At 69.5% G+C, this 19,498-nt stretch carries 16 protein-coding genes; 11 read left to right on the top strand and 5 right to left on the bottom strand.

Translation table 11 applies throughout. The features are described from left to right. The first annotated feature begins 13 nt into the window (after nt 1–13). The 10 genes from NO998_RS04415 to NO998_RS04370 all read left to right on the top strand — a co-directional run bounded on the left by NO998_RS04415 (nt 14) and on the right by NO998_RS04370 (nt 12,852). The gene (locus tag NO998_RS04415) at nt 14–1,117 is read left to right on the top strand and encodes a M24 family metallopeptidase (RefSeq protein ID WP_267645854.1); all 1,104 of its coding nucleotides are present in this window, start codon (nt 14–16) and stop codon (nt 1,115–1,117) included. Between the two features lie 105 nt (nt 1,118–1,222). Further along, nucleotides 1,223–2,389: a DUF7544 domain-containing protein gene (locus NO998_RS04410; RefSeq protein ID WP_267645853.1), complete on the top strand. Its 1,167-nt coding sequence runs from the start codon at nt 1,223–1,225 to the stop codon at nt 2,387–2,389. Nucleotides 2,390–2,460: 71 nt separating this feature from the next. Next, complete coding sequence (locus NO998_RS04405; RefSeq protein ID WP_267645852.1) at nt 2,461–4,716, top strand: NADP-dependent malic enzyme; 2,256 nt, start codon at nt 2,461–2,463, stop codon at nt 4,714–4,716. A gap of 155 nt (nt 4,717–4,871) precedes the next feature. Then, the gene (locus NO998_RS04400) at nt 4,872–6,530 is read left to right on the top strand and encodes an ABC transporter substrate-binding protein (protein WP_267645851.1); all 1,659 of its coding nucleotides are present in this window, start codon (nt 4,872–4,874) and stop codon (nt 6,528–6,530) included. After that, a complete protein-coding gene (locus NO998_RS04395; protein ID WP_267645850.1) occupies nt 6,531–7,529 on the top strand; it encodes an ABC transporter permease in 999 nt (332 codons plus the stop codon). Further along, on the top strand, nt 7,526–8,569 hold the full coding sequence (locus tag NO998_RS04390) for an ABC transporter permease (protein ID WP_267645849.1): 1,044 nt from the start codon (nt 7,526–7,528) through the stop codon (nt 8,567–8,569). The genes NO998_RS04395 and NO998_RS04390 overlap by 4 nt, the downstream gene beginning before the upstream one ends. Nucleotides 8,570–8,571: 2 nt before the next feature. Next, the gene (locus NO998_RS04385) at nt 8,572–9,762 is read left to right on the top strand and encodes an ABC transporter ATP-binding protein (protein ID WP_267645848.1); all 1,191 of its coding nucleotides are present in this window, start codon (nt 8,572–8,574) and stop codon (nt 9,760–9,762) included. Continuing rightward, a complete protein-coding gene (locus tag NO998_RS04380; RefSeq protein ID WP_303648135.1) occupies nt 9,755–11,299 on the top strand; it encodes an ABC transporter ATP-binding protein in 1,545 nt (514 codons plus the stop codon). The genes NO998_RS04385 and NO998_RS04380 overlap by 8 nt, the downstream gene beginning before the upstream one ends. 98 nt (nt 11,300–11,397) lie before the next feature. After that, on the top strand, nt 11,398–11,889 hold the full coding sequence (locus tag NO998_RS04375) for a CBS domain-containing protein (RefSeq protein WP_267645847.1): 492 nt from the start codon (nt 11,398–11,400) through the stop codon (nt 11,887–11,889). A 48-nt stretch (nt 11,890–11,937) separates the two neighbouring features. Further along, complete coding sequence (locus tag NO998_RS04370; RefSeq protein ID WP_267645846.1) at nt 11,938–12,852, top strand: DMT family transporter; 915 nt, start codon at nt 11,938–11,940, stop codon at nt 12,850–12,852. A 6-nt stretch (nt 12,853–12,858) separates the two neighbouring features. Here the strand turns inward: NO998_RS04370 and NO998_RS04365 are convergent, their stop codons facing one another. Next, the gene (locus NO998_RS04365; RefSeq protein WP_267645844.1) at nt 12,859–14,073 is read right to left on the bottom strand and encodes a metal-dependent hydrolase family protein; all 1,215 of its coding nucleotides are present in this window, start codon (nt 14,071–14,073) and stop codon (nt 12,859–12,861) included. A gap of 137 nt (nt 14,074–14,210) precedes the next feature. Between NO998_RS04365 and NO998_RS04360 the strand changes: the two genes are divergently transcribed. Beyond that, nucleotides 14,211–14,765 carry a DUF1684 domain-containing protein gene (locus NO998_RS04360; protein ID WP_267645843.1) on the top strand — a complete coding sequence of 185 codons (555 nt, stop codon included), beginning with the start codon at nt 14,211–14,213 and terminating at the stop codon, nt 14,763–14,765. A 24-nt stretch (nt 14,766–14,789) separates the two neighbouring features. On the opposite strand, the gene NO998_RS04355 is transcribed toward NO998_RS04360, so the two are convergent. The 4 genes from NO998_RS04355 to NO998_RS04340 all read right to left on the bottom strand — a co-directional run bounded on the left by NO998_RS04355 (nt 14,790) and on the right by NO998_RS04340 (nt 19,471). Beyond that, the gene (locus NO998_RS04355; RefSeq protein ID WP_267645841.1) at nt 14,790–15,698 is read right to left on the bottom strand and encodes a DUF7351 domain-containing protein; all 909 of its coding nucleotides are present in this window, start codon (nt 15,696–15,698) and stop codon (nt 14,790–14,792) included. A gap of 52 nt (nt 15,699–15,750) precedes the next feature. After that, nucleotides 15,751–17,088, bottom strand: a complete 1,338-nt coding sequence (locus NO998_RS04350) for an adenylosuccinate synthase (RefSeq protein WP_267645839.1) — start codon at nt 17,086–17,088, stop codon at nt 15,751–15,753. A gap of 104 nt (nt 17,089–17,192) precedes the next feature. Next, complete coding sequence (locus NO998_RS04345) at nt 17,193–18,677, bottom strand: small ribosomal subunit Rsm22 family protein (protein WP_267645838.1); 1,485 nt, start codon at nt 18,675–18,677, stop codon at nt 17,193–17,195. Then, nucleotides 18,674–19,471 carry a prephenate dehydrogenase/arogenate dehydrogenase family protein gene (locus tag NO998_RS04340; RefSeq protein ID WP_267645837.1) on the bottom strand — a complete coding sequence of 266 codons (798 nt, stop codon included), beginning with the start codon at nt 19,469–19,471 and terminating at the stop codon, nt 18,674–18,676. The genes NO998_RS04345 and NO998_RS04340 overlap by 4 nt, the downstream gene beginning before the upstream one ends. Between the last annotated feature and the right edge of the window lie 27 nt (nt 19,472–19,498).

Raw genomic sequence — 19,498 nt, 5'->3', positions numbered from 1 at the left:
CGCCAGCGGCCGTATGGTCGACCACGACGCACGTACCGCCTGTCTCGATAGCTACCTCGCGGCGGCAGGCTTCGACGCCGTCTGGTTCGCCCGCCCCGACGCGTTCGCGTGGCTCACCGGCGGCGACAACAGCCCCGTCGACGCCGACGGACTCGGCGTCGCCGCCGCGGGCTACGTCCCCGGCGAGGACCCGGCACTCCGGGCGGTGGCGCCGGCCGGGGAGGCCACCCGTATCGCCGCCGAGGAACTGCCCGACGGGTTCGCCGTCGAGACCGTCCCGTGGCACGAGTCGCTGCCGGCAGCCGTCGCCGACGCCTCGCCCGCCGAGACAGCCGCGGACTTCGATGCCCCCGGGATAGAGCGGATCGACGCCGCCCGGCTGCGCCAGCCGCTCACGGAGGCCGACGTAGAGCGCTACCGCTCGCTGGCCGAGGAGACTGCCGCGGCCGTCGAGCGCGTCTGCCGCGAACTCGGTCCCGAGGACACCGAACACGAGGTCGCCTCGGCGCTGCGGATCGCCCTCTCCTCGGGCGCGATGTCGGCCGCCGAGGTTCGCGTTGCCGGAAGCGAACGCGCCGAGGCGTACCGCTCCCCGCCGGCCGGTGCCGGGGAGCTCGGCGACTACGCGGTCGTGAGCGTGACCGCCGAGCGCGGTGGACTCCACGCCTCGCTCTCGCGGACGATCGCGTTCGATCCGCCGGCCCGGTTTGAGGAGCAGTTCCGCACCGCGGCCCGGGTCGAGGCGACCGCGCTTGCGGCGACGGAGGCGGCCGTGGCGTCGGACGGTACCGCCGGCGACGTGTTCGACGCCGTCGCCGAGGCCTACGACGAACTCGGTGCCTCCGAGGCGCTCGACGCCGGCGAACAGGGCGGCGCCGCGGGGTTCGCCCGTCGGGAGTGGCTGGCCGCGCCCGGCGCCGAGGCCCCCGTGCGGGCGCCGATGGGATACGCTTACAACCCCGTCGTCGGCGGCGCGCGCAGCGAGGACACCTACCTCGTCGAGGCGGGCGAGAACCCCTTCGAGTGTCTGACGGCGACGCCGAACTGGCCGACGTTCGAGGTGGAGGCGGTCGGCTACGACCGAACGCTCGAACGCCACGCGCCGTACGCGCCCTGACCGCGGCACCATGGCCGCGGCGCCCTGATCGCTCGCCAGCGCCGGGACGGTCAGGCCCCGACGGCCCCGTAGCTATTTTGCCGTGTCGTGGGTTCGGATACCCGAATGTCGTGGCACGCCGTGCGCGCTGTCGTCGGGGCGGCCGCGACAGCGAGGGGCTTCCTGCTCCCGGAGCGGGGGCGCTGGCTCCGGCTCTCGCTGCTCTCGCTGGTCGTCGGCGTCGGGTGGCTCTCGCCAGCCGCCGCCCGGGTTACGGTGCCGGCGGCCGTCGGCGACCGAGGTCTGCCGATGGCGCTCGCGGCCGGACTGTTCGTCCTCGGCGCCGTCGTCGCCGACGGCTACGGGCGGTTCGCGCTCGTCTCGGGACTCCGGTCGGACCGCCTCCGACTGAGCGAGGACGTTCGCTGGCGGCTCGGCCGTTCGGTCCGCTGGCTCTGTTTCGCGTTCGCCGCGCTCGTCCTGGTGAGCGCCGCGGCCGGCGTCACGCTCCGGGCGGCCCACGACGGCTGGCTGGCGATCACCGGCGGAACGATGGCCGGGCCGGCCGACATCGCCGTCACCGCCGTCACGGGGCTCGTCGTGGCCAGCGTCTGCGTCGGTATCCTCGGCGTCGTCCACGCGACACACTCGCTGCTGCCCGCGACGATGCTCGCCACCGGCGTCGGCGCGATGGCGTCGTGGCGCCGACTCTGGCGGGCGTTCGAGGGCCGGCGCGGCGGCTTCGTCGGCTACCTCCTCACCCGCGGGCTGGTGGCCGCGGCGGTGCTCACCCTGGCGCTGGTGGCTGCGGGCACCGTCGTCACGGGGCTCGCCCTCGCCGGCTTCGTCACTCTCGTCGCGCTGTTCGGCACCGTCTCGGCCGGCGTCGAGACCGTCGGGGTCGTCCGGTTCGGCGTTGCCTGCACGCTCGTTGGCTTCCTCGCGGTGCTCCCAGTTCGGGCGGCGACGGTCGTGTATCTCGCGAGCTACGACCTCACGGTGCTGGGGACGACCGACGCGGACCTCGACGTGATCGGCGTGGCCGGCACGGAACAGCCGCCGGACGATCCGGTCTCGGTGGTACTCCCGGACGGAACCGAGGCTGGAACCGGGGGGCTCGACCCGGCGGCCGGCGCGACGGACGGTGGGCTGACAGCCGCCGACGCGCCCGCTGAGGCGGGTGACGGCGCACCCCCGGTCGATAGCGACGCCGCGCCCCGAGACGAAGCCGGGGACGGCGACGGGTCGGAGCCCGAAACGGGCGGCTTCCAGTTCGACACCGTCGAGAACTGAGTTCGACGATCGTCTAACCGAGTTTCGACGGGAGTGGATAGACTTTTGGCGGCCCCGGAACACCCGGGGGTATGGGACTTGACGACGACGCCCGGGAGTATCACCGGGTCGACCCGCCGGGCAAGATCGAGATATCCACCACGAAGCCGACTAACACGCAGCGTGACCTCTCGCTGGCGTACTCGCCGGGCGTCGCCGCGCCGTGTCTCGACATCGCCGAGGACGAGAACCGCGCCTACGAGTACACCGCCAAGGGGAACATGGTCGGCGTCGTCTCGAACGGGACCGCCGTGCTCGGCCTCGGCGACATCGGCGCCCAGGCCTCGAAACCCGTGATGGAGGGGAAGGGCGTACTGTTCAAGCGCTTCGCCGACATCGACGTGTTCGACATCGAACTCGACGAGACCGACGTGGACGCCTTCTGCCAGTGCGTCGAGGCCATGGAGCCGACGTTCGGGGGGATCAACCTCGAGGACATCGCCGGGCCCGAGTGTTTCGAGATCGAGCAGCGACTCCGGGAGTCGATGGACATCCCCGTGTTCCACGACGACCAGCACGGCACCGCGATCATCAGCGGTGCCGGCCTGCTCAACGCCGTCGACGTGCTCGAGAAGGACATCTCCGAGATGGAGATCACGTTCTCCGGCGCCGGCGCCTCCGCGCTGGCGACCGCGCGGTTCTACGTCGAACTCGGCGCCGACCCCGACAGGATCACGATGTGTGACTCCTCGGGGATCATCACCGAGGAGCGCGCCGAGAACGGCGACGTGAACGAGTACAAAAAGGAGTTCGCCCGCGACCTGCCCGAGGGCGACCTCGCGGACGCCATCGACGGCGCCGACATGTTCGTCGGCCTCTCGGTCGGCGGCATCGTCTCCCCCGAGATGGTCCGGTCGATGGCGGACAACCCCATCATCTTCGCGATGGCCAACCCCGAACCGGAGATCGGTTACGAGGAGGCCCGCGCGGCCCGCGACGACACCGTGATCATGGCGACGGGGCGCTCTGACTACCCGAACCAGGTCAACAACGTCCTCGGGTTCCCGTTCCTGTTCCGCGGCGCCCTCGACGTTCGCGCGACTGGCATCACAGAGGACATGAAGCGCGCCGCCGCCGAGGCGCTCGCGGACCTGGCCCGGCAGGACGTGCCAGACGCCGTCGTGAAGGCCTACGGCGACCAGCCCCTCCAGTACGGTCCGGAGTACGTCATCCCGAAGCCCGTCGATCCACGCGTGCTCTTTCAGGTCGCGCCGGCCGTCGCCGAGGCGGCGATGGAGGAGGGCGTCGCTCGCACCGAGATCGACGTGGACGAGTACGCCGAGGAGCTGGAGGCCCGGCTGGGCAAGTCCCGCGAGATGATGCGGGTCGTGCTCAACAAGGCCAAGACGAACAAACAGCGCGTCGCGCTCGCGGAGGGCGCCGACGAGAAGATGGTGCGCGCGGCCGCCCAGATCCAGGAGCAGGGCATCGCCGAGCCGGTGCTGCTCGGCAACCGCGAGGAGATCGAGCGCATCGTCGGCCAGTTGGGGCTGGACTTCACCCCCGAAACCGTCGACCCGCGCGCCGACGACACCGAGGCCTACGCCGAACGGCTCTACGAACTCCGCCAGCGCAAAGGCGTCACCCGGAGCGAGGCCGGCGAACTGGTCCGCCGGGACACCAACTACCTCGGCAGCGCGATGGTCGAGCAGGGCGACGCCGACGCGCTCCTGACGGGGCTGACCCACCACTACCCCTCGGCGCTGCGTCCGCCGCTCGAAGTGATCGGCACCGCCGAGGACGCCGAGTACGCCGCCGGCGTCTACATGCTGACGTTCAAGAACCGCGTCGTGTTCGTCGCCGACGCGACGGTGAACCAGGACCCCAGCGAGGCGGTGCTCGAAGAGATCACCAAACACACCGCCGAACTGGCACGCCGGTTCAACGTCGAGCCGCGCGCGGCGCTGCTGTCGTACTCGAACTTCGGCTCCGTCGAGAACGAGGGCACCCGCAAGCCCCGTGACGCGGCCGCGAGCCTCCGTGACGACCCCGGGGTCGACTTCCCGGTCGACGGCGAGATGCAAGCCGATACTGCCGTCGTCGAGGAGATCCTCACCGACACCTACGAGTTCTCGGACCTCGACGAGCCCGCGAACGTGCTCGTCTTCCCGAACCTCGAGGCCGGCAACATCGCCTACAAGCTGCTCCAGCGGCTCGGCGGCGCGGAGGCCATCGGGCCGATGCTCGTCGGCATGGACAAGCCCGTCCACGTGATGCAGCGCGGCGACGAAGTCAAGGACATCGTCAACCTCGCCGGCGTCGCCGCCGTTGACGCCCAGCAGGAGTAACGACGGCCCTTTTCCGTCGACTTTTATCGGTCGGAATCGACGTGTTCTGCGCCGTTCGTAGTTATCAACGGACACGAATTCGACGGACGGCGAGCAGTTGATTGGTATGCCATACCGGCGCAGGGTATAAGTCGGTCCGTCCCGACCGACAGTCTATGTCTGACAAAGACACACCCAACGTGGGACGACGGAAGTTCCTCGGCTTCGCCGGCACGGCCGCGGCGACCGCCATGGCGGGCTGTGGTGGTGGCGGTGGCACCGACACCGACGGCGAGCAGAACATGGACGACACCGACACGCCGACGGACTCCGGCGGCGATGGCGGCGACGACACGCCGACCGAGCGTCCCGAGCCGGAGACCCGCGACGGCTACCTCCAGCGGGCCAACCGCCGCGCCCACGATCAGTCGCCCTGGGTGTTCCTGAACCGACAGTACTCGGTGTACGGCAAGAGCGCCGACATCGAGTGGGAGGCGCGAGCCGACGAGTTCATCGACGCCTACGAGATCAGCCCCGCGACCGACAGCGGGGACGACGTGGTGATCAACCAGTCCTCGATGGACAGCGGGCTGGACCCGCAGGACCACCGTGAGACGCCGACTGACAACATCGTCCTGCAGGCCTACGAGGGGCTGCTCGACCGCGACCGCGAGGGTGGGATCGTCAACAAGCTGGCGACCGACTACAGCCGGATCGAAGACGGCCTGATCCGCTTCCAGATCCGCTCGAACGTCTCCTTCCACTCCGGCGACAACCTCACGCCGGAGGACGTCGCCTACTCGATCAACCGCATCGTCGACCCCGACACCGGGATCGCCAGCCCCCAGCAGGACCAGCTTGCGGGCGTCACCGGCGCCGAAGTCGTCGACGGCGAGCGCGCGGTCGACGTGATGAGCGAGGGGCTGAACCCCATCGTGTTCTCGCTGTTCGCCAGCTACGGCCCGATCATGAACAAGTCGTGGGTCGAGGCCAACGAGAACTCCTACGTCAACCAGAACATCGACGGCACCGGGCCGTTCGTGTTGGAGACCTACGAGCAGGACGTGCAGGTCGTGTTCAACCGCAACGACAACTACTGGCGGGAGGCCGCCGAGATCAGTTCGCTCACGGTCACCGCCTCCAGCGAGGCCAGCACGCGGGTGAACTCCCTGCTCTCCGACGAGTCCGACATCATCGTCAACGTGCCGCCACAGGAAGTGAGCCGGATCGAGAACAACGATGGGACCAGCATCTCCGCGGTGCCGTCGACGCGCGTCATCTTCAACGCGATGCGCTACGACGTCGAGCCGTTCGACTCCGCGGAGTTCCGCCAGGCGGTCAACTACGCCATCGACTTAGAGAGCATCATCGAGAACGTCCTCGACACGTTCGGCGACCCGACCGCCCAGCCGACGCTGGACGGCTTCTTCGGCTACAACGGCGACCTCGACCCGTACCCCTACGACCCCGACGAGGCCGAGGCGCTGGTCGAGGCGTCGGGCTACGCCGGCGTGGAGGTCGAACTCCACACCCCCGTCGGGCGCTACCTCAACGACGTGGAGATCGCACAAGCGGTCGCGGGCTACCTCGACGACCTGCCCAACGTCACCGCCAGCGTGAACCAGCGTGACTTCTCGGCGCTGGCCAGCGAGGTCACCGACGGGAACCTCGAGACGAACCCGCACTGGTACCTGCTGGGCTGGGGGAACGAGACGTTCGACGCGAGTCAGACGCTCATCCCGCTGCTGACCAGCGACGGGAACCTCACGAGCTGGTCGGACGAGGAGTTCGACCGACTGATCAGCGAGGCACAGAGCCTGCCGAGCGAACAATAGATGTCGTACGGACGGTTCCTGCTCAAGCGCGGCCTCCAGGGGGTCGTCGTCGTGTGGGGGGTCATCAGCATCGTCTTCCTCCTGCGGTTTATCACGCCCGGGAGCCCCGTCGACGCCGTCGCGCCGCTGGACGCCAGCCCCGAGCTTCGCCAGCGGATCGCCGAGGAGTTGGGGCTGGACCAGCCGCTGTACGTCCAGTACCTCGACTACCTCTGGGAGCTGTTGCAGGGGGACATGGGCTACTCCTACATCTCCGGCATCGAGGCGAGTCAGATCGTCGTGACGAAGCTGCCCGCGACCATCGAACTCGCGGTCGTCAGCAGCCTCGTCGCCATCACGCTCTCGATCCCGCTGGGGGTCATCAGCGCCACGCGGCGCCACCAGCCGGCGGACTACGGCGCGACGACGTTCTCGCTGGTCGGCATCTCGACGCCGAACTTCTGGCTCGGGATCATGCTCGTGCTGCTGCTGTCCGTCGAGTTCGGGCTGTTCCCGACCAGCGGCCGCGCGTTCGGCTTCGTCGAGGCGTTCCGGATCATGACCGCCCAAGGGGTCTCGGCGGGCGCCGACGCGATGTTCCAGTGGGCCCGCCACATCGTGCTGCCGGCGATCACGCTGGGCACGTACTTCACCGCGCTCATCACGCGGCTCACCCGCTCGGGGATGCTCGAGGAGTTGGGGCAGTCCTACGTGCAGGCGACCCGGGCGAAGGGCCTGCCCGAGTCGCTGATCCGCTACAAACACGTGCTGCGGAACACGCTGATCCCGATCATCACCGTCCTCGGCCTGCAGTTGGGGACGCTGATCGGCGGCGCGGTCATCACCGAGTCGGTGTTCTCGTGGCCGGGGCTGGGCACGACGCTGATCAACGCGATCAACGCGCGTGACTGGCCGATCCTGCAGGCGTCGCTGATCGTGATCGGCGCCGGCTTCGTGATCGTGAACCTCGTCGTCGACGCCGTCTACGCGTCGCTCGACCCGCAGGTGGTCGCCGAATGATCTCGCCGCGGACGCTCCGGAACCTCCGCAAGGAGCTCCGGTCGAGCGCGCTGGCGAAGATCGGGATCGTGCTCGTGCTCGCGATGGTGCTGGTCGCGGGGTTCGCCCCCTTCATCGCGCTGCACAACCCCACCGACCAGAACTTGGAGAACGGGAACCTCCCGCCGATGGGGTTCAGCCGCACCACACAGGAGACCAGTTCGGAGATGGTCAACGGCTCGCTCCAGATCGTCAACGAGACGGTGACGATCAACGCGACCGCCGACCACCCGCTGGGGACGAACTCCCTCGGACAGGACGTCTACTCGCGGGCCGTCTACGGCGCCCGCACGTCGATGCTCGTGGGGATATTGGGAACGGCGCTCGCGGCGATACTCGGCGTGAGCGTCGGCCTCGTCGCGGGCTACTACCGCGGCCGGGTCGACGACGCGCTGATGCGGTTCGCGGACGTGTCGTTGGCGTTCCCCTCGCTGGTGTTGGCGATATCGCTGATCGGCCTCTGGGGCCGGGCGGCCGTCGACGTGCCGGACCCGTTCGTGATGCTCGGGTTGGTCGACCCCGTCCGGTCGGCGCTCGGGCTGTCGACGGGGATGCCCGACTCGTTCGTGTTGCCGGGGACGGTCATCGTCGTCGTCGGCCTCGTGAACTGGGTATGGTTCGCCCGGATCGCCCGGGGTGAAGCGCTCTCGATCCGTGAGGAGGAGTACGTCAAGGCCGCCCGCGCGCTGGGCGCCAGCGACGCCCGGATCATCGGGCGACACGTGCTCCCAAACGCGACGACGCCGATCCTCGTACTCGCGACCATCCAGGTCGCGGCGATCATCCTGTTGGAGTCCTCGCTGTCGTTCCTCGGCTTCTCGGGGACGACCCTCTCGTGGGGCTTCGACATCTCGCAGGGGCGGGCGTACCTCTCGACGGCGTGGTGGATCGCCACCGTGCCGGGGCTCGCCATCGTCTTCGCCGTGATCGGTGTCAACCTCGTCGGGGACTGGCTGCGTGACGCGCTCGACCCCGGGATCGAAGGGGAAGGTGGTGTCTAGATATGTCTCAGGAACTACTCAAAGTACGGAACCTCACGACACGCTTCTTCACGGAGGAGGGGCAGGTCAACGCCGTCGAGGGCGTCGACTTCGACGTCCGTGACGGTGAAGTGTTCGGCATCGTCGGCGAGTCGGGATCGGGCAAGTCCGTGACCGCGCTCTCGCTGATCGACCTCGTGGAGTCGCCGGGCCGGATCGTCGAGGGCGAGGTCTGGTACCGCGACGCCGAACTGGCCGACGAACACCGCGACTCACACCCGTCGGCCGTCGACGGCGACTACGTGGACGTGCGCCAACTCCCCGAAGCCACCCGCCGGTGGCTCCGCGGGCCGGCGTTCGCCACCATCTTCCAGGACCCGATGAGCAGCCTCAACCCCACCATCCCGGTGGGCGAACAGATCGCCGAGGCCGTCGAGGTCCAGCGCCGGGCCCGGGCGAACCCGCGTCGCACCCGCTCGCGGACGCAGGGCTACGGGCTGGCGAGCTACTTCGTCGACTCGCTTGTCCCTTCCCGGGACTACGTGAGCGACGAGAGCCACGAGCGCGCGGTCGAACTGCTCGACAGGGTCGGCATCCCCGACCCCGAACAGCGCGCCGAGGAGTACCCCCACGAGTTCTCCGGCGGGATGCTCCAGCGGGCGATGGTCGCCCAAGCGCTCGCCGGCGAACCCGACGTGCTGATCGCCGACGAACCGACGACGGCGCTGGACGTGACCATTCAGGCCCAGATCCTGAACCTGCTGAAGGACCTGCAGGACGAGGAGGGGATGAGCGTCGTGCTCATCACCCACAACCTCGGCGTGATCGCGCGGATGTGCCAGCGCGTCGGCGTGATGTACGCCGGCGAGGTGGTCGAACGCGGCTCCCTCGAGGACGTGTTCGAGAACCCGGTCCACCCCTACACCGAGGGGCTGCTGGGGTCGATCCCGGACTTGGAGGACCCCGCGCCGCGGCTCTCGCCGATCGAGGGGAACGTGCCGAGCCTGCTCGACTCCGAGATGGGCGAGAAGTGCTACTTCGCCGACCGCTGTCCGAAGGCGATGGAGTCCTGCCTGCACCGCATCGACGAACACGACGCCCCGGCGAGCGTCGAGGGCGTCGACCACCGGGTGCGCTGTGTGCTCGCCGACCGGGAGTACGACCCCGCGGAGGCGCTTGCACCCGCCGCGGCCCCGGAGGTGAGCGATGACTGAGACCGCCCCCGACGGCGCCGACGGCTCGCACCCGTCGAGTGATCGAACACGCTCCAACGGCGCCGAACCGCTGCTCGAAGTCCGGAACCTCCGGAAGTACTACGAGGACGGCGGCGGCCTGCTCGACCGCGTGCTCGGCCGCGAGGCGACCAGCGTGAAAGCCGTCGACGGCATCAGTTTCGACGTACGGGAGGGCGAGACGCTGGGACTCGTCGGCGAGTCGGGCTGCGGGAAGTCGACGACCGGCGAGACGCTGCTCCGACTGCGCGAGGCCACCGGCGGCACCGTCGCCTTCGACGGCGAGGAGGTGTTCGACCTCGACGACACGTCGATGGCCGCGTTCCGCCGGCGCGCTCAGATCGTCTTCCAGGACCCGTTCTCCAGTCTCGACCCGCGGATGACCGTCGGCGCCGTCGTCGCCGAGGGGATGCGGATCCACGGGCTCCCCGAGTCCGACCCGACGGTCGGCACCGACGCCGAGATCACCGTCGGCGAGGGGATCGACCGGATGGTCGAGGTCGACGTGGCCGACGACATCGACCGCGTCGTCGACCCTGAGAACGGCGTCGCCCGCGTGCCGGTGACGGTCCGGCAGGGCGAGGACGGCCCCGAAGCGACCGTCGGGGTCCACGAGGACCTCCTCGGCGCGACCGTCGAGGAAGGTGAGAACGAACTCCGGGTCGAGGTGACCGTGACGGGGAGCGAGGGGGCGGTCCGCCGGGCCCGGGCGGGCGAACTGCTCGAACGGGTTGGGCTCTCGGCCGACCAGATCGACCGCTACCCCCACGAGTTCTCCGGCGGCCAGCGCCAGCGTGTGGGCATCGCCCGGGCGCTCGCGCTCGATCCGGACTTCATCGTCCTCGACGAACCGGTCTCGGCGCTCGACGTGAGCGTGCAGGCACAGGTGCTGAACCTCCTCGACGACCTGCAGGACGAGTTCGGCCTGACGTACCTGTTCATCGCCCACGACCTCAGCGTCGTCCGGCACATCTGTGACCGGGTGGCGGTGATGTACCTCGGCCGGATCGCCGAACTCGGGCCGACCGACGAGATATTCGAGAACCCCGATCACCCCTACACCGAGGCGCTGCTCGCGAGCGTCCCGCGTGCGGAGGTGAGCGAGCAGGGTCGCCGGGTGGCGACGCTTTCGGGCGACGTGCCGTCGCCGCGGAACCCCCCCTCGGGCTGTCGGTTCCGAACCCGCTGTCCGAAGGTGATCCCGCCCGAGGACGTCGAGATCGAGCAGGCGGCGTTCCGTGCGGTGATGAACCTCCGCGAGGCGGTCGAAGGCGGCGACCTCGACCCGGAAGCCGTGCGGGAGGTCGGGCCGGCAGACTACCGCGAACAGGAGGTCCCGGGACTCGACGGCGAGAACGCGGCGGTCGTCGACGAGGCGCTCGAAGCGGCCGCTGGCGGGGACCTCGACGGTGCCGCCGAGACGCTCCGGGAGCGCTTCGAGACGGTCTGTGAGACGACCGAACCCGACGCGACGCCCGGCCGCGACGACACCGTGATCGCCTGCCACCTGCACGAGTAGCGGCGCCCGCGGTCCTTTTTGCACACATCGGCGGCTGGCCGTCGCCGCCTCCCAGTCCGGCAGCAACGTTGACGTATCCCCCGCCCGATAGCTCACGTATGAACGCCGCAGACGTGATGACGACCGACGTGGAGACCGTCGCACTCGACGACGAAGTCGGCGAAGTGCTCGCCAAACTGGCCGACGTGACCTACAGCGGCTTCCCGGTCGTCGACGAGGACGGCCGACTCGCGGGCGTCGTCACCGAGGGCGACCTCGTGGACCTGTTCGAGGTCGAGGACCGCGTGCTCTGGATCCCGATCGGTATCCCGCCCATCGTCGACACGCTGACCTACGCGTTCGACCTGCCCGGCGACGACGTGGATATCGCCGCCCACGCCGACGACCCGATCAGTTCGGTGATGACGCCCGACCCCGTGACCGTCGACGTGGACGCGAGCATCGACGTGTTGCTCGACCTGCTCGCCGACCCCGAACGGGACATCAACCGCCTGCCCGTGCTCGACGGCGAGGAACTGGTGGGGATCATCACCCGCCAGGACCTGCTGCGCGGTCTCCGGACGGAACGCGACGCCGCGGGCGCGGCCTGATTGGGCGAAAGCAGTACCCCTAAGCCCCCCCTCGCGCTCGGTTGTCTCGTGTCTCGCTATCGGAACCTCGGACTCTTCCTGCTGCTTGCAGCGATCTGGGGCTCGGCGTTCATGGCCATCAAGGCCGGGCTGGACGCCGGTTTCCCGCCGGTGCTGTTCGCGGCGGTTCGCTACGACATCGCCGGCGTGTTGATGCTCGGCTACGCCTGGTGGGTACTCGACGACCCGCTCCCGCGGGGGCGCGACCAGTGGGCGACCGTCGCCGTCGGCGCCGTGCTGTTGATCGCGGCCTACCACGCGTTCCTGTTCATCGGCGAGGCCGACGACGCCGTCACCAGCGGCTCGGCGGCCGTGTTGGTGAGTCTGAGCCCGCTGCTGACGACCGGCTTCGCTCGCGTGTTCGTCCCCGAGGAACGGCTCGAAGCGATCGGGCTGTTCGGCCTGCTGCTCGGTCTCGTCGGCGCGGTTGTCCTCACGAACCCTGACCCGAACGCGCTGCTGTCGGGCGGGATGGGTGCGAAGCTGCTCATCGTCGCCGCCGCGGCGTCGTTCGCGCTCGGCAGCGTGCTCACGCGCCGGCTCGACAGCGACCTCGCCATCGAGTCGATGGAGGGCTGGTCGATGCTGCTCGGCGCGCTGCTGATGCACGCGCTCAGCCTCGGGCTCGGTGAGTCGCCGACGTCGCTCGAACTCACGCCCGGGATCGTCCTCAGCCTGCTCTACCTCTCGATCCTCGCGAGCGCGCTCGGCTTCCTGATCTACTTCGAACTGCTGGACCGGTTGGGTCCCATCGAGATCAACCTCGTCTCCTACGTCGCGCCGATATTCGCGGCGCTGTCGGGCTGGCTGGTGCTCGACGAGGTGGTCACGCTGGCGACGGTCGCCGGCTTCCTGCTCATCATCTCCGGGTTCTCGCTGCTGAAGCGTCGAGAGATCGCGAAAGAAGTGGATCGGCTCCGATAGCCTCGCTCAGACCGTCTCGCCGCCCTTGTACACCGCGTCGGGCTCGTAGAGGTTCGAGATATCGTCGAGTGGCGAGTCCTCGAACGCGACGATGTCGGCGTGGTTGCCGACCGTGAGCGTGCCGATGTCGTCGGCAGCGACCGTTTCGGCGGCGGTCCCCGTGCCGGCGACGATGGCCTCGTGTTCGCTCATGCCGACCTCCTCGACGAACAGTTCGGCCTCCATCGCGTTCTTGCCGTGCGGGACGAGTTCGGGCCCGAGGAAGTCGGTCCCGAGGGCGACCGGAACGCCGGCCTCGTAGGCGCGCTTGGTCGACTCGACGTGGGCCTCGTGGGCCTCGCGGGCCTTCCGCAGGCCGTAGTCGGGGACGCCGTGCTCCGCCCCGTGTTCGACGAGCCGGTAGACGATGGCCAGCGTCGGCACGAATATCCCGCCGGTCTCCTCGAAGAGATCGATACACTCCTGATCGATGTAGAAGCCGTGTTCGATCGTGTCCACGCCGTTCTCCAGTGCGGACTTGATCCCCGGCGCGCCCTGCGCGTGGGAGGCCACGGGGATGCCGACGCGGTGGGCCTCCTCGGTGAACGCCCGGATCTCGGCGTCGGTGAACTGGCTCTGGTCGGGGGCGTCCTTCTCGCTGAGCACGCCGCCGGTCGTCATGATCTTGATGAGGTCCGCGCCCTCACGGATGCGCCGGCGGACGCCCTTCCGACACTCGTCGGCGCCGTCGACGATGCCGTCGCCGCCGGCGGCCTCGCTGGTCGCCCACTCGTAGGGGAGGTAGTGGGCGTCGCCGTGGCCGGCGGTCTGGGAGAAACTCTGGCCGCTGGTGAAGATGCGCGGCCCGGGGAGGGTCCCCTCGTCGATGGCGTTGCGCAGCGGGATTCCGGCCTCGCTCCCGACGTCACGGATTGCGGTGAAGCCCGCCTCCAGCAGCGTCCGCGCGTCGGCGCTGGCCCGCGCGGTGTTGAGTTCGCTCGACTCCCGGATCCAGTCGAACGGCTCCATCGAGCGCGTTCCCTTGAGGTGCAGGTGGGCGTCGATCAGTCCCGGGATCACCGTCTCCCCGGAGTGGTCGACGTGCTCGGCGTCCTCGGGCGCGTCGACGGATTCGGCGGGGCCGACTTCGACGACGCGGCCGTCTTCCACGAGAATACGTGCGTCCTCGAGCGGTTTCTTCCCGGTGCCGTCTACCAGCGTGCCGCAGTCGATGACCTTCATCGATCCGTGGTAGCGAACCCCACGTGTTAGGGGTTGGCTTCGCGGCAGCCCACGGGCGTCGACGCTGGGGAGCGCCGCAGGTCACGGGTCACCGTGAGGAACGCCGGACTCATGGCTTCCCGGGCCCAACCACGCCCATGAGCGAAACCACCGATTGGGAGCAGCAACTCCGCGCCAACCGCGAGGAGAAGGACCGCTTCTTCGCCGAACACCCACAGTCGCCGGTCCCGCCTGAACACCGCGACGGGTTCGAGGGGCTCGACTACTTCGAGCCGAACGAGGACTTCCGGGTCGCCGCCGTGGCCGAGGTCCACGACGAACCCGAACCCGTCGAGATGGAGACGACCAACGGGCCGCCGGTGCGGTACCTCCGCGTCGCCACGTTCGCCTTCGAACTCCGCGGCGAGGACTGTGAGCTCCACGCCTACCGGCAGGAGAACAGCGAGGAGGACACCCTGTTCGTGCCGTTCCGGGACAAGACGACGGGCCAGCAGACCTACCACGGGGGGCGCTACATGGAGTTCGAACCGGAGGGTGAACTCGAGACGGGCGACACCGTCACGCTCGACTTCAACCTCGCGTACTCGCCGTTCTGTGCGTTCAGCGAGACGTTCTCCTGTCCGTTGCCGCCCGAGGAGAACTGGCTCGAAGTGGTGGTGCCGGCCGGGGAGAAAACGCCGGAACTGGAGTAGTCGCTCGTTCTCCCGGCCGCCTGATTACCCCTCGGCCTCTTCGATCCGACTCTCGACCACGTCGAGGTGCTGGTCGATCACCGCGACGAGTGTCTCTCCTGGGAGCGGCACGCGAACCCGGAACCGCCACGGGTCCCTGCCGAGCACCTCGGTCGTCTCGTCGGTGACCGCCCACCGGAGCTCCCACTTCGGCACCGCCGTCAGGTCCCGGCCGTGCTCGTGGTAGAACGCGATGGCCGCCGGGTGATAGAGCAGCACCTGTGAGACAGGGGTGTAGTTGAACCCGGTGCAGTTCGTACACCGGAAGACGGCGTAGGCTTCGAGATCCCGGGTGTCGTGCAGCGATGGAAGTGACCCGTCGCCATCCCGGATCTCGACGGCTACCTCGGCGGCACACCACGGGCACTGGCCCGAACTCATGGCGTCGAGGACGGTCCGGCTTCGGCGGTGGACCGTCTCGAGCATCGCCTCGGGGTCCTTCCCGACGAGCCCGCGAGGCGGGACGTAGATGTCCGCGTAGTTCGCCTCGCAGGCCGAACAGCGCACCCGGAACAGCGTCTCGTAGAGGTGCCCCTCGACGGGTTCGCCACAGCGGTAGCAGTCGACGCCGACCGGGGCCGGGTCGATGGAGCGGTCGGCCTCGCCGGTGAGCAGGCCGGCGACGAGCGCACGGTAGAGGACCATCCCGGGCCACCGGAGCCGGTAGCCCGCCTCGCCCTTCGCGACGTAGTTGCCCAGTAGCTTCGTCAGGTGGTAGTTGAAGCGGCCGGAGTCACGGATGCCCACGCGGGACTTCAGGTCCGCGTAGGGGACGGAGGGGATGCCGGTGTCCGGGGAGACGGTCGCGTCGCCGAGTTCCTCGATGATCCGGACACGGCTCTCGTCGGCCAGCAGCGACAGCGCGGTCCCGCGGTCGAACCCTTCGTCGCTCATCGTCGTGGCTCCATGGTCGTTCGTCCGATCGGCCCTTCGACGCCGTCGACGCTCATCGTTTCGGTCGCTGGGCCCCCGTGTCCGCCTCGATTACCGGGTTCTCCCGCACGATGGTCGCCGCCCGGCCCGGCCCGACGCCGAGCGCGTAGACCGGGACGCCGAGATCCTCGCTCACGAACTCGACGTAGGCTCTCGCGTTCTCGGGGAGGGCCTCGTACCCGCGGTCGGCCACCGACTGCCAGTCCTGCTCGTCCCACGAGTCGAAGTGCTCGTACTGTGGGACACACCGCTCCCACTGGTCGGCCGAGTGCGGCGGCGTCTCGATCCGTTCGCCGTCGAGTTCGTACGCAGTACACACCTCGAGTTCGTCGAGCGTAGCCAGCGCGTCGAGGTGGCCCAGCGTGATGCCGGTGTAGCCGTTGACTTGGGTCGCGTGCCGGAGCATCGGCAGGTCAAGCCAGCCGACGCGACGTGGTCGGCCCGTGACGGTGCCGAACTCGCCGGCGGCCTCCCGGAGCGTCGTCGCCGTCTCACCTTCGAACTCGGTCGGCATCGGGCCGGCGCCGACCCGGGAGAGGTACGCCTTGACCACGCCGACAGTCTCGCCGTCCGCGACCGTCTCCGGTGGAACGCCCGTCCCGACGACGGCGCCGCCGGCGGTCGGGTTCGAGGACGTCACGAACGGGTAGCTCCCGTGGTCGAGGTCGAGGTGGGTGCCTTGTGCGCTCTCGAACACCACGTTGCCGTCGTGGTCTGCGAGGAACGATCCGGTGTCGACGACCATTCCTTCGCGGTCAAGCCGGTCGCCGTACGCCCGGAACTGCTCGAACAGCGCGTCGACGTCGAACGCCTCGCCGGTGTCGACGCCGTAGAGCGACTCCGCGATCACGCGCTTCTGCGGGACGACGTGCTCCAGTCGCTCTCGGAGCGTCTCGGGGGCGAGCAGTTCGGCGACGCGGATCGCTCGACGGCCGGTCGCGTCCTCGTACGCCGGGCCGATGCCGTTCCCGGTGGTTCCCACGGCCGTCGCCGACACCTCCCGGGCCTGCTCCTCCGCCCCGTCGAGCACGCGGTGGTAGGGCAGGACGACGGTCGCCCGGCCCGAGACGTACACCTCGGGAGTGAGCCCGCGCTCCCGCAGACGGTCGAGTTCGTCGAACAGCGTCTCGAAGTTCACCACGCAGCCGTTACCGAGCACGCCCGTCTTCCCCCGTACCACGCCGCTGGGGACGAGTCGGAGCGAGTACTCCTCGCCGTCGACATCGATCGTGTGGCCGGCGTTGTCGCCGCCTTGGAAGCGGACGACGGCGTCCGCCGCCGCGCTGAATACGTCGGTCATCCGTCCTTTGCCTTCGTCACCGAACTGCGACCCGACGAGCGTCGTGTTCACGGGAGAGCGGTGGGCAGGCTGTTCATTAACCGTTCTGTGAATCAGGGTTCACACGAGCCCAGCGTGTGGGCCGCCGTTCTCGGATGGCGGCCCATCCACCGGTCTCAGGGAACAACGAGGTCCACGACCGTCTCGCCGTCGACGACGAGGTTGTACGCTTCCTCGTCGTCGTTCCACAGCGCCAGCGCGTTCTCGATGGAGAGCACCGCGCCGTACGCCGCCTCACCGAGCGCGCGGTTCAGTTCGGTGTGCTGGGTGAGCACGGCGTAGTGTTCGACCTGCTCGCTCCCGTCGCCGATCTTGAACAGCGGGTTCGGGTCGGCGCCGTACTCGCGTTGGCGTTCGCCCTGCCGGCTCAGGTCGGGACTGAGCTTCACCGTCAGCAGGTCGATCCGGTTGCTGACGTGGCGCTCGCTCTCGGCGGCCTTCGCGTGGCGCTCCGCCGAGGCGACCACGGGGGTTCGGCGCTTCCCGTCGGGCCGCAGGAGGGTGTAGGCGAACTGCACCGTCGTCTTGGTGAACGTCCCCGGGTCGTCCCGTTCGCTGCCGCGCTCGCCACGCTCGCCCTCGTCCAACTGCCGCTGCATCCGCGGCGCCTCGACCTCGGGGCGCACGTCGAAGGACCAGCCACGGTCCGACGGCGCCTCGCCGGGCCACAGTCGGAGCGTCGGCGAGTAGACCGACGGCCCGGAGTCCGGTTTGGCGAGCGCGCGTTCGACCCCGCGCAGGCCAGTCGCCGTCTCCAAGTCCGCCGGCGCGATCCCGAGCAGCGTGCCGTCGTCGGCGACGGCGTCGAGGTAGCGCTCGGCGGTCGCTTCGGGGTCGTTGAGTTCGGAGAGGACGTTACAAAACGAGAGGAGGTCGATCTCGCCGAGCGATTCGGGGTCGAACGCCTCCGCGGTCTCCCGGTGGATCGTCGTGTGGACGTTTCGCGGGGTCTCGTCGAGGAGGTCTTCCAAGAGATCCGCCGCGGGCGAGGGTTCGATCGCGTGGTACTCCACCAGCGGCGGCCCCTCATCGTCGCCCTCGGCGCCGCGGGCGAGGTAGTCACAGAGCGCCAGCGCGGGGCCACCGGTCCCGGCACCCACGTCGAGCACGCGAAGTTTCCGCGGGAGGTCGCTGTTCTCCGCGAGGTCGTCGAGGACGTAGCCCATCGCGGCGTAGTAGTCCGGCAGGTGGTAGACCGCGTACCCCAGCGCCGCGGTCTCGTCGTACTCGACGGGGTTGCCGTGGAAGTAGTCCGCCTTCAGCCGACGCACCGCCTCGCGGAGGTCGTCGCCGGACTGGCCGTCCGCCCAGTCAAGGCCGAAACGGTCGACGAGTCGGTCGACGACGACGCGCTCGTACTCGCTCGGCAGTCCCTCGGGCTCCCAGCCCGGCGGTGAGACGGGGGCGTCGCTCGCGGGGACGAAGGTCCCGTCCTCGCGCTCGATCAGGTCGAGGTCGAACGCCTCGTCCCGGAGCGCCTGCTTGACGACCGCGGGGTGGGGTGCCTCGTCGAAGTACTCCTGTATCTCGGCGGGGTCGATCGGTCTGACCTCCCGGAGGTAGTTGACGGTGTCCCGGAGCCGCGAGCGGTCGACGCTCATCGCTCACCCTCCGTCGTCGGCGTCGACCCGGCGCGCTCGGCGGCCCGTTCGTACAGGGCGGCGAACGCCTCGTGGTCGGCGTCGGCGAGTTCCCGGGCCGCCTCGGCGACGGCGTCGGCGCCGCCGAAGGCCTCCTGCACGTCGGCGTAGACCCGCGCTTCGCCCTCGGTAACGGTCCCTGCGAGGTCCGAGAGGCCCGCCGAGACTGGCGTGTGGAACTCCTCGCGCACGTCGTCGCCGGCCAGCGCCCACGCGAGCACGGCGGCGTGGCTCTTTGCTTGGACCGTGGTCATGGCGTCGTCGTGTTCCTCGGGGGTGGTCTCAAAGAGGTCGTTGCCGGCCTCCCGGAGCGCATCGAGGAGCGGCGAGAGCGTCGTGCCGACCGAGTCGGCGACCAGCGCGACGTTGCCCGGTGCTCGCTGCGGGGCGAACAGCGGGTGGAGGCTCGCGCGCTCGCGGCCGGGCAGGTGCTCGCGCATGGCGTCGACGGGACCGACCATCACGCCAGAGAGGTCGAGCATGGCCGACTCGGCGTGGGGCGCCCAGTTCGCGACGGCGGCCTCCACGGCCGGGATCGGAACCGCCAGACAGACGGTTTCGAACGAGCGGTCGGCGGCGGGCGTCCCGCCGTCGAGCGGTACCGTCTCGGCGTCGGCGAACGCCGCTGCCGCGTCCGCGGCGGCGTCGGCGTCGGTGTCGGCGAAGGCGAGATCGGTGTCGAGCGCCGGCGCCGCGTCAACGGTCGCGGCCAGCCAGCGGCCCATCGCACCGGCGCCGACGATACAGAGCGTCATTACCGGACGGAGGGTGTCGTCGGGTGA

The sequence above is a fragment of the Halolamina litorea genome, from assembly GCF_026616205.1.
Taxonomy (GTDB): Archaea; Halobacteriota; Halobacteria; order Halobacteriales; family Haloferacaceae; genus Halolamina; species Halolamina litorea.
This window is presented reverse-complemented; position numbering and strand designations above follow the sequence as displayed.

Coding starts and splice junctions, on each gene's coding strand:
- NO998_RS04415 (WP_267645854.1), top strand. CDS start 14: ATGGTCGACCACGACGCACGTACCGCCTGTCTCGATAGCTACCTCGCG.
- NO998_RS04410 (WP_267645853.1), top strand. CDS start 1,223: ATGTCGTGGCACGCCGTGCGCGCTGTCGTCGGGGCGGCCGCGACAGCG.
- NO998_RS04405 (WP_267645852.1), top strand. CDS start 2,461: ATGGGACTTGACGACGACGCCCGGGAGTATCACCGGGTCGACCCGCCG.
- NO998_RS04400 (WP_267645851.1), top strand. CDS start 4,872: ATGTCTGACAAAGACACACCCAACGTGGGACGACGGAAGTTCCTCGGC.
- NO998_RS04395 (WP_267645850.1), top strand. CDS start 6,531: ATGTCGTACGGACGGTTCCTGCTCAAGCGCGGCCTCCAGGGGGTCGTC.
- NO998_RS04390 (WP_267645849.1), top strand. CDS start 7,526: ATGATCTCGCCGCGGACGCTCCGGAACCTCCGCAAGGAGCTCCGGTCG.
- NO998_RS04385 (WP_267645848.1), top strand. CDS start 8,572: ATGTCTCAGGAACTACTCAAAGTACGGAACCTCACGACACGCTTCTTC.
- NO998_RS04380 (WP_303648135.1), top strand. CDS start 9,755: ATGACTGAGACCGCCCCCGACGGCGCCGACGGCTCGCACCCGTCGAGT.
- NO998_RS04375 (WP_267645847.1), top strand. CDS start 11,398: ATGAACGCCGCAGACGTGATGACGACCGACGTGGAGACCGTCGCACTC.
- NO998_RS04365 (WP_267645844.1), bottom strand. CDS start 14,073: ATGAAGGTCATCGACTGCGGCACGCTGGTAGACGGCACCGGGAAGAAA.
- NO998_RS04360 (WP_267645843.1), top strand. CDS start 14,211: ATGAGCGAAACCACCGATTGGGAGCAGCAACTCCGCGCCAACCGCGAG.
- NO998_RS04355 (WP_267645841.1), bottom strand. CDS start 15,698: ATGAGCGACGAAGGGTTCGACCGCGGGACCGCGCTGTCGCTGCTGGCC.
- NO998_RS04345 (WP_267645838.1), bottom strand. CDS start 18,677: ATGAGCGTCGACCGCTCGCGGCTCCGGGACACCGTCAACTACCTCCGG.
- NO998_RS04340 (WP_267645837.1), bottom strand. CDS start 19,471: ATGACGCTCTGTATCGTCGGCGCCGGTGCGATGGGCCGCTGGCTGGCC.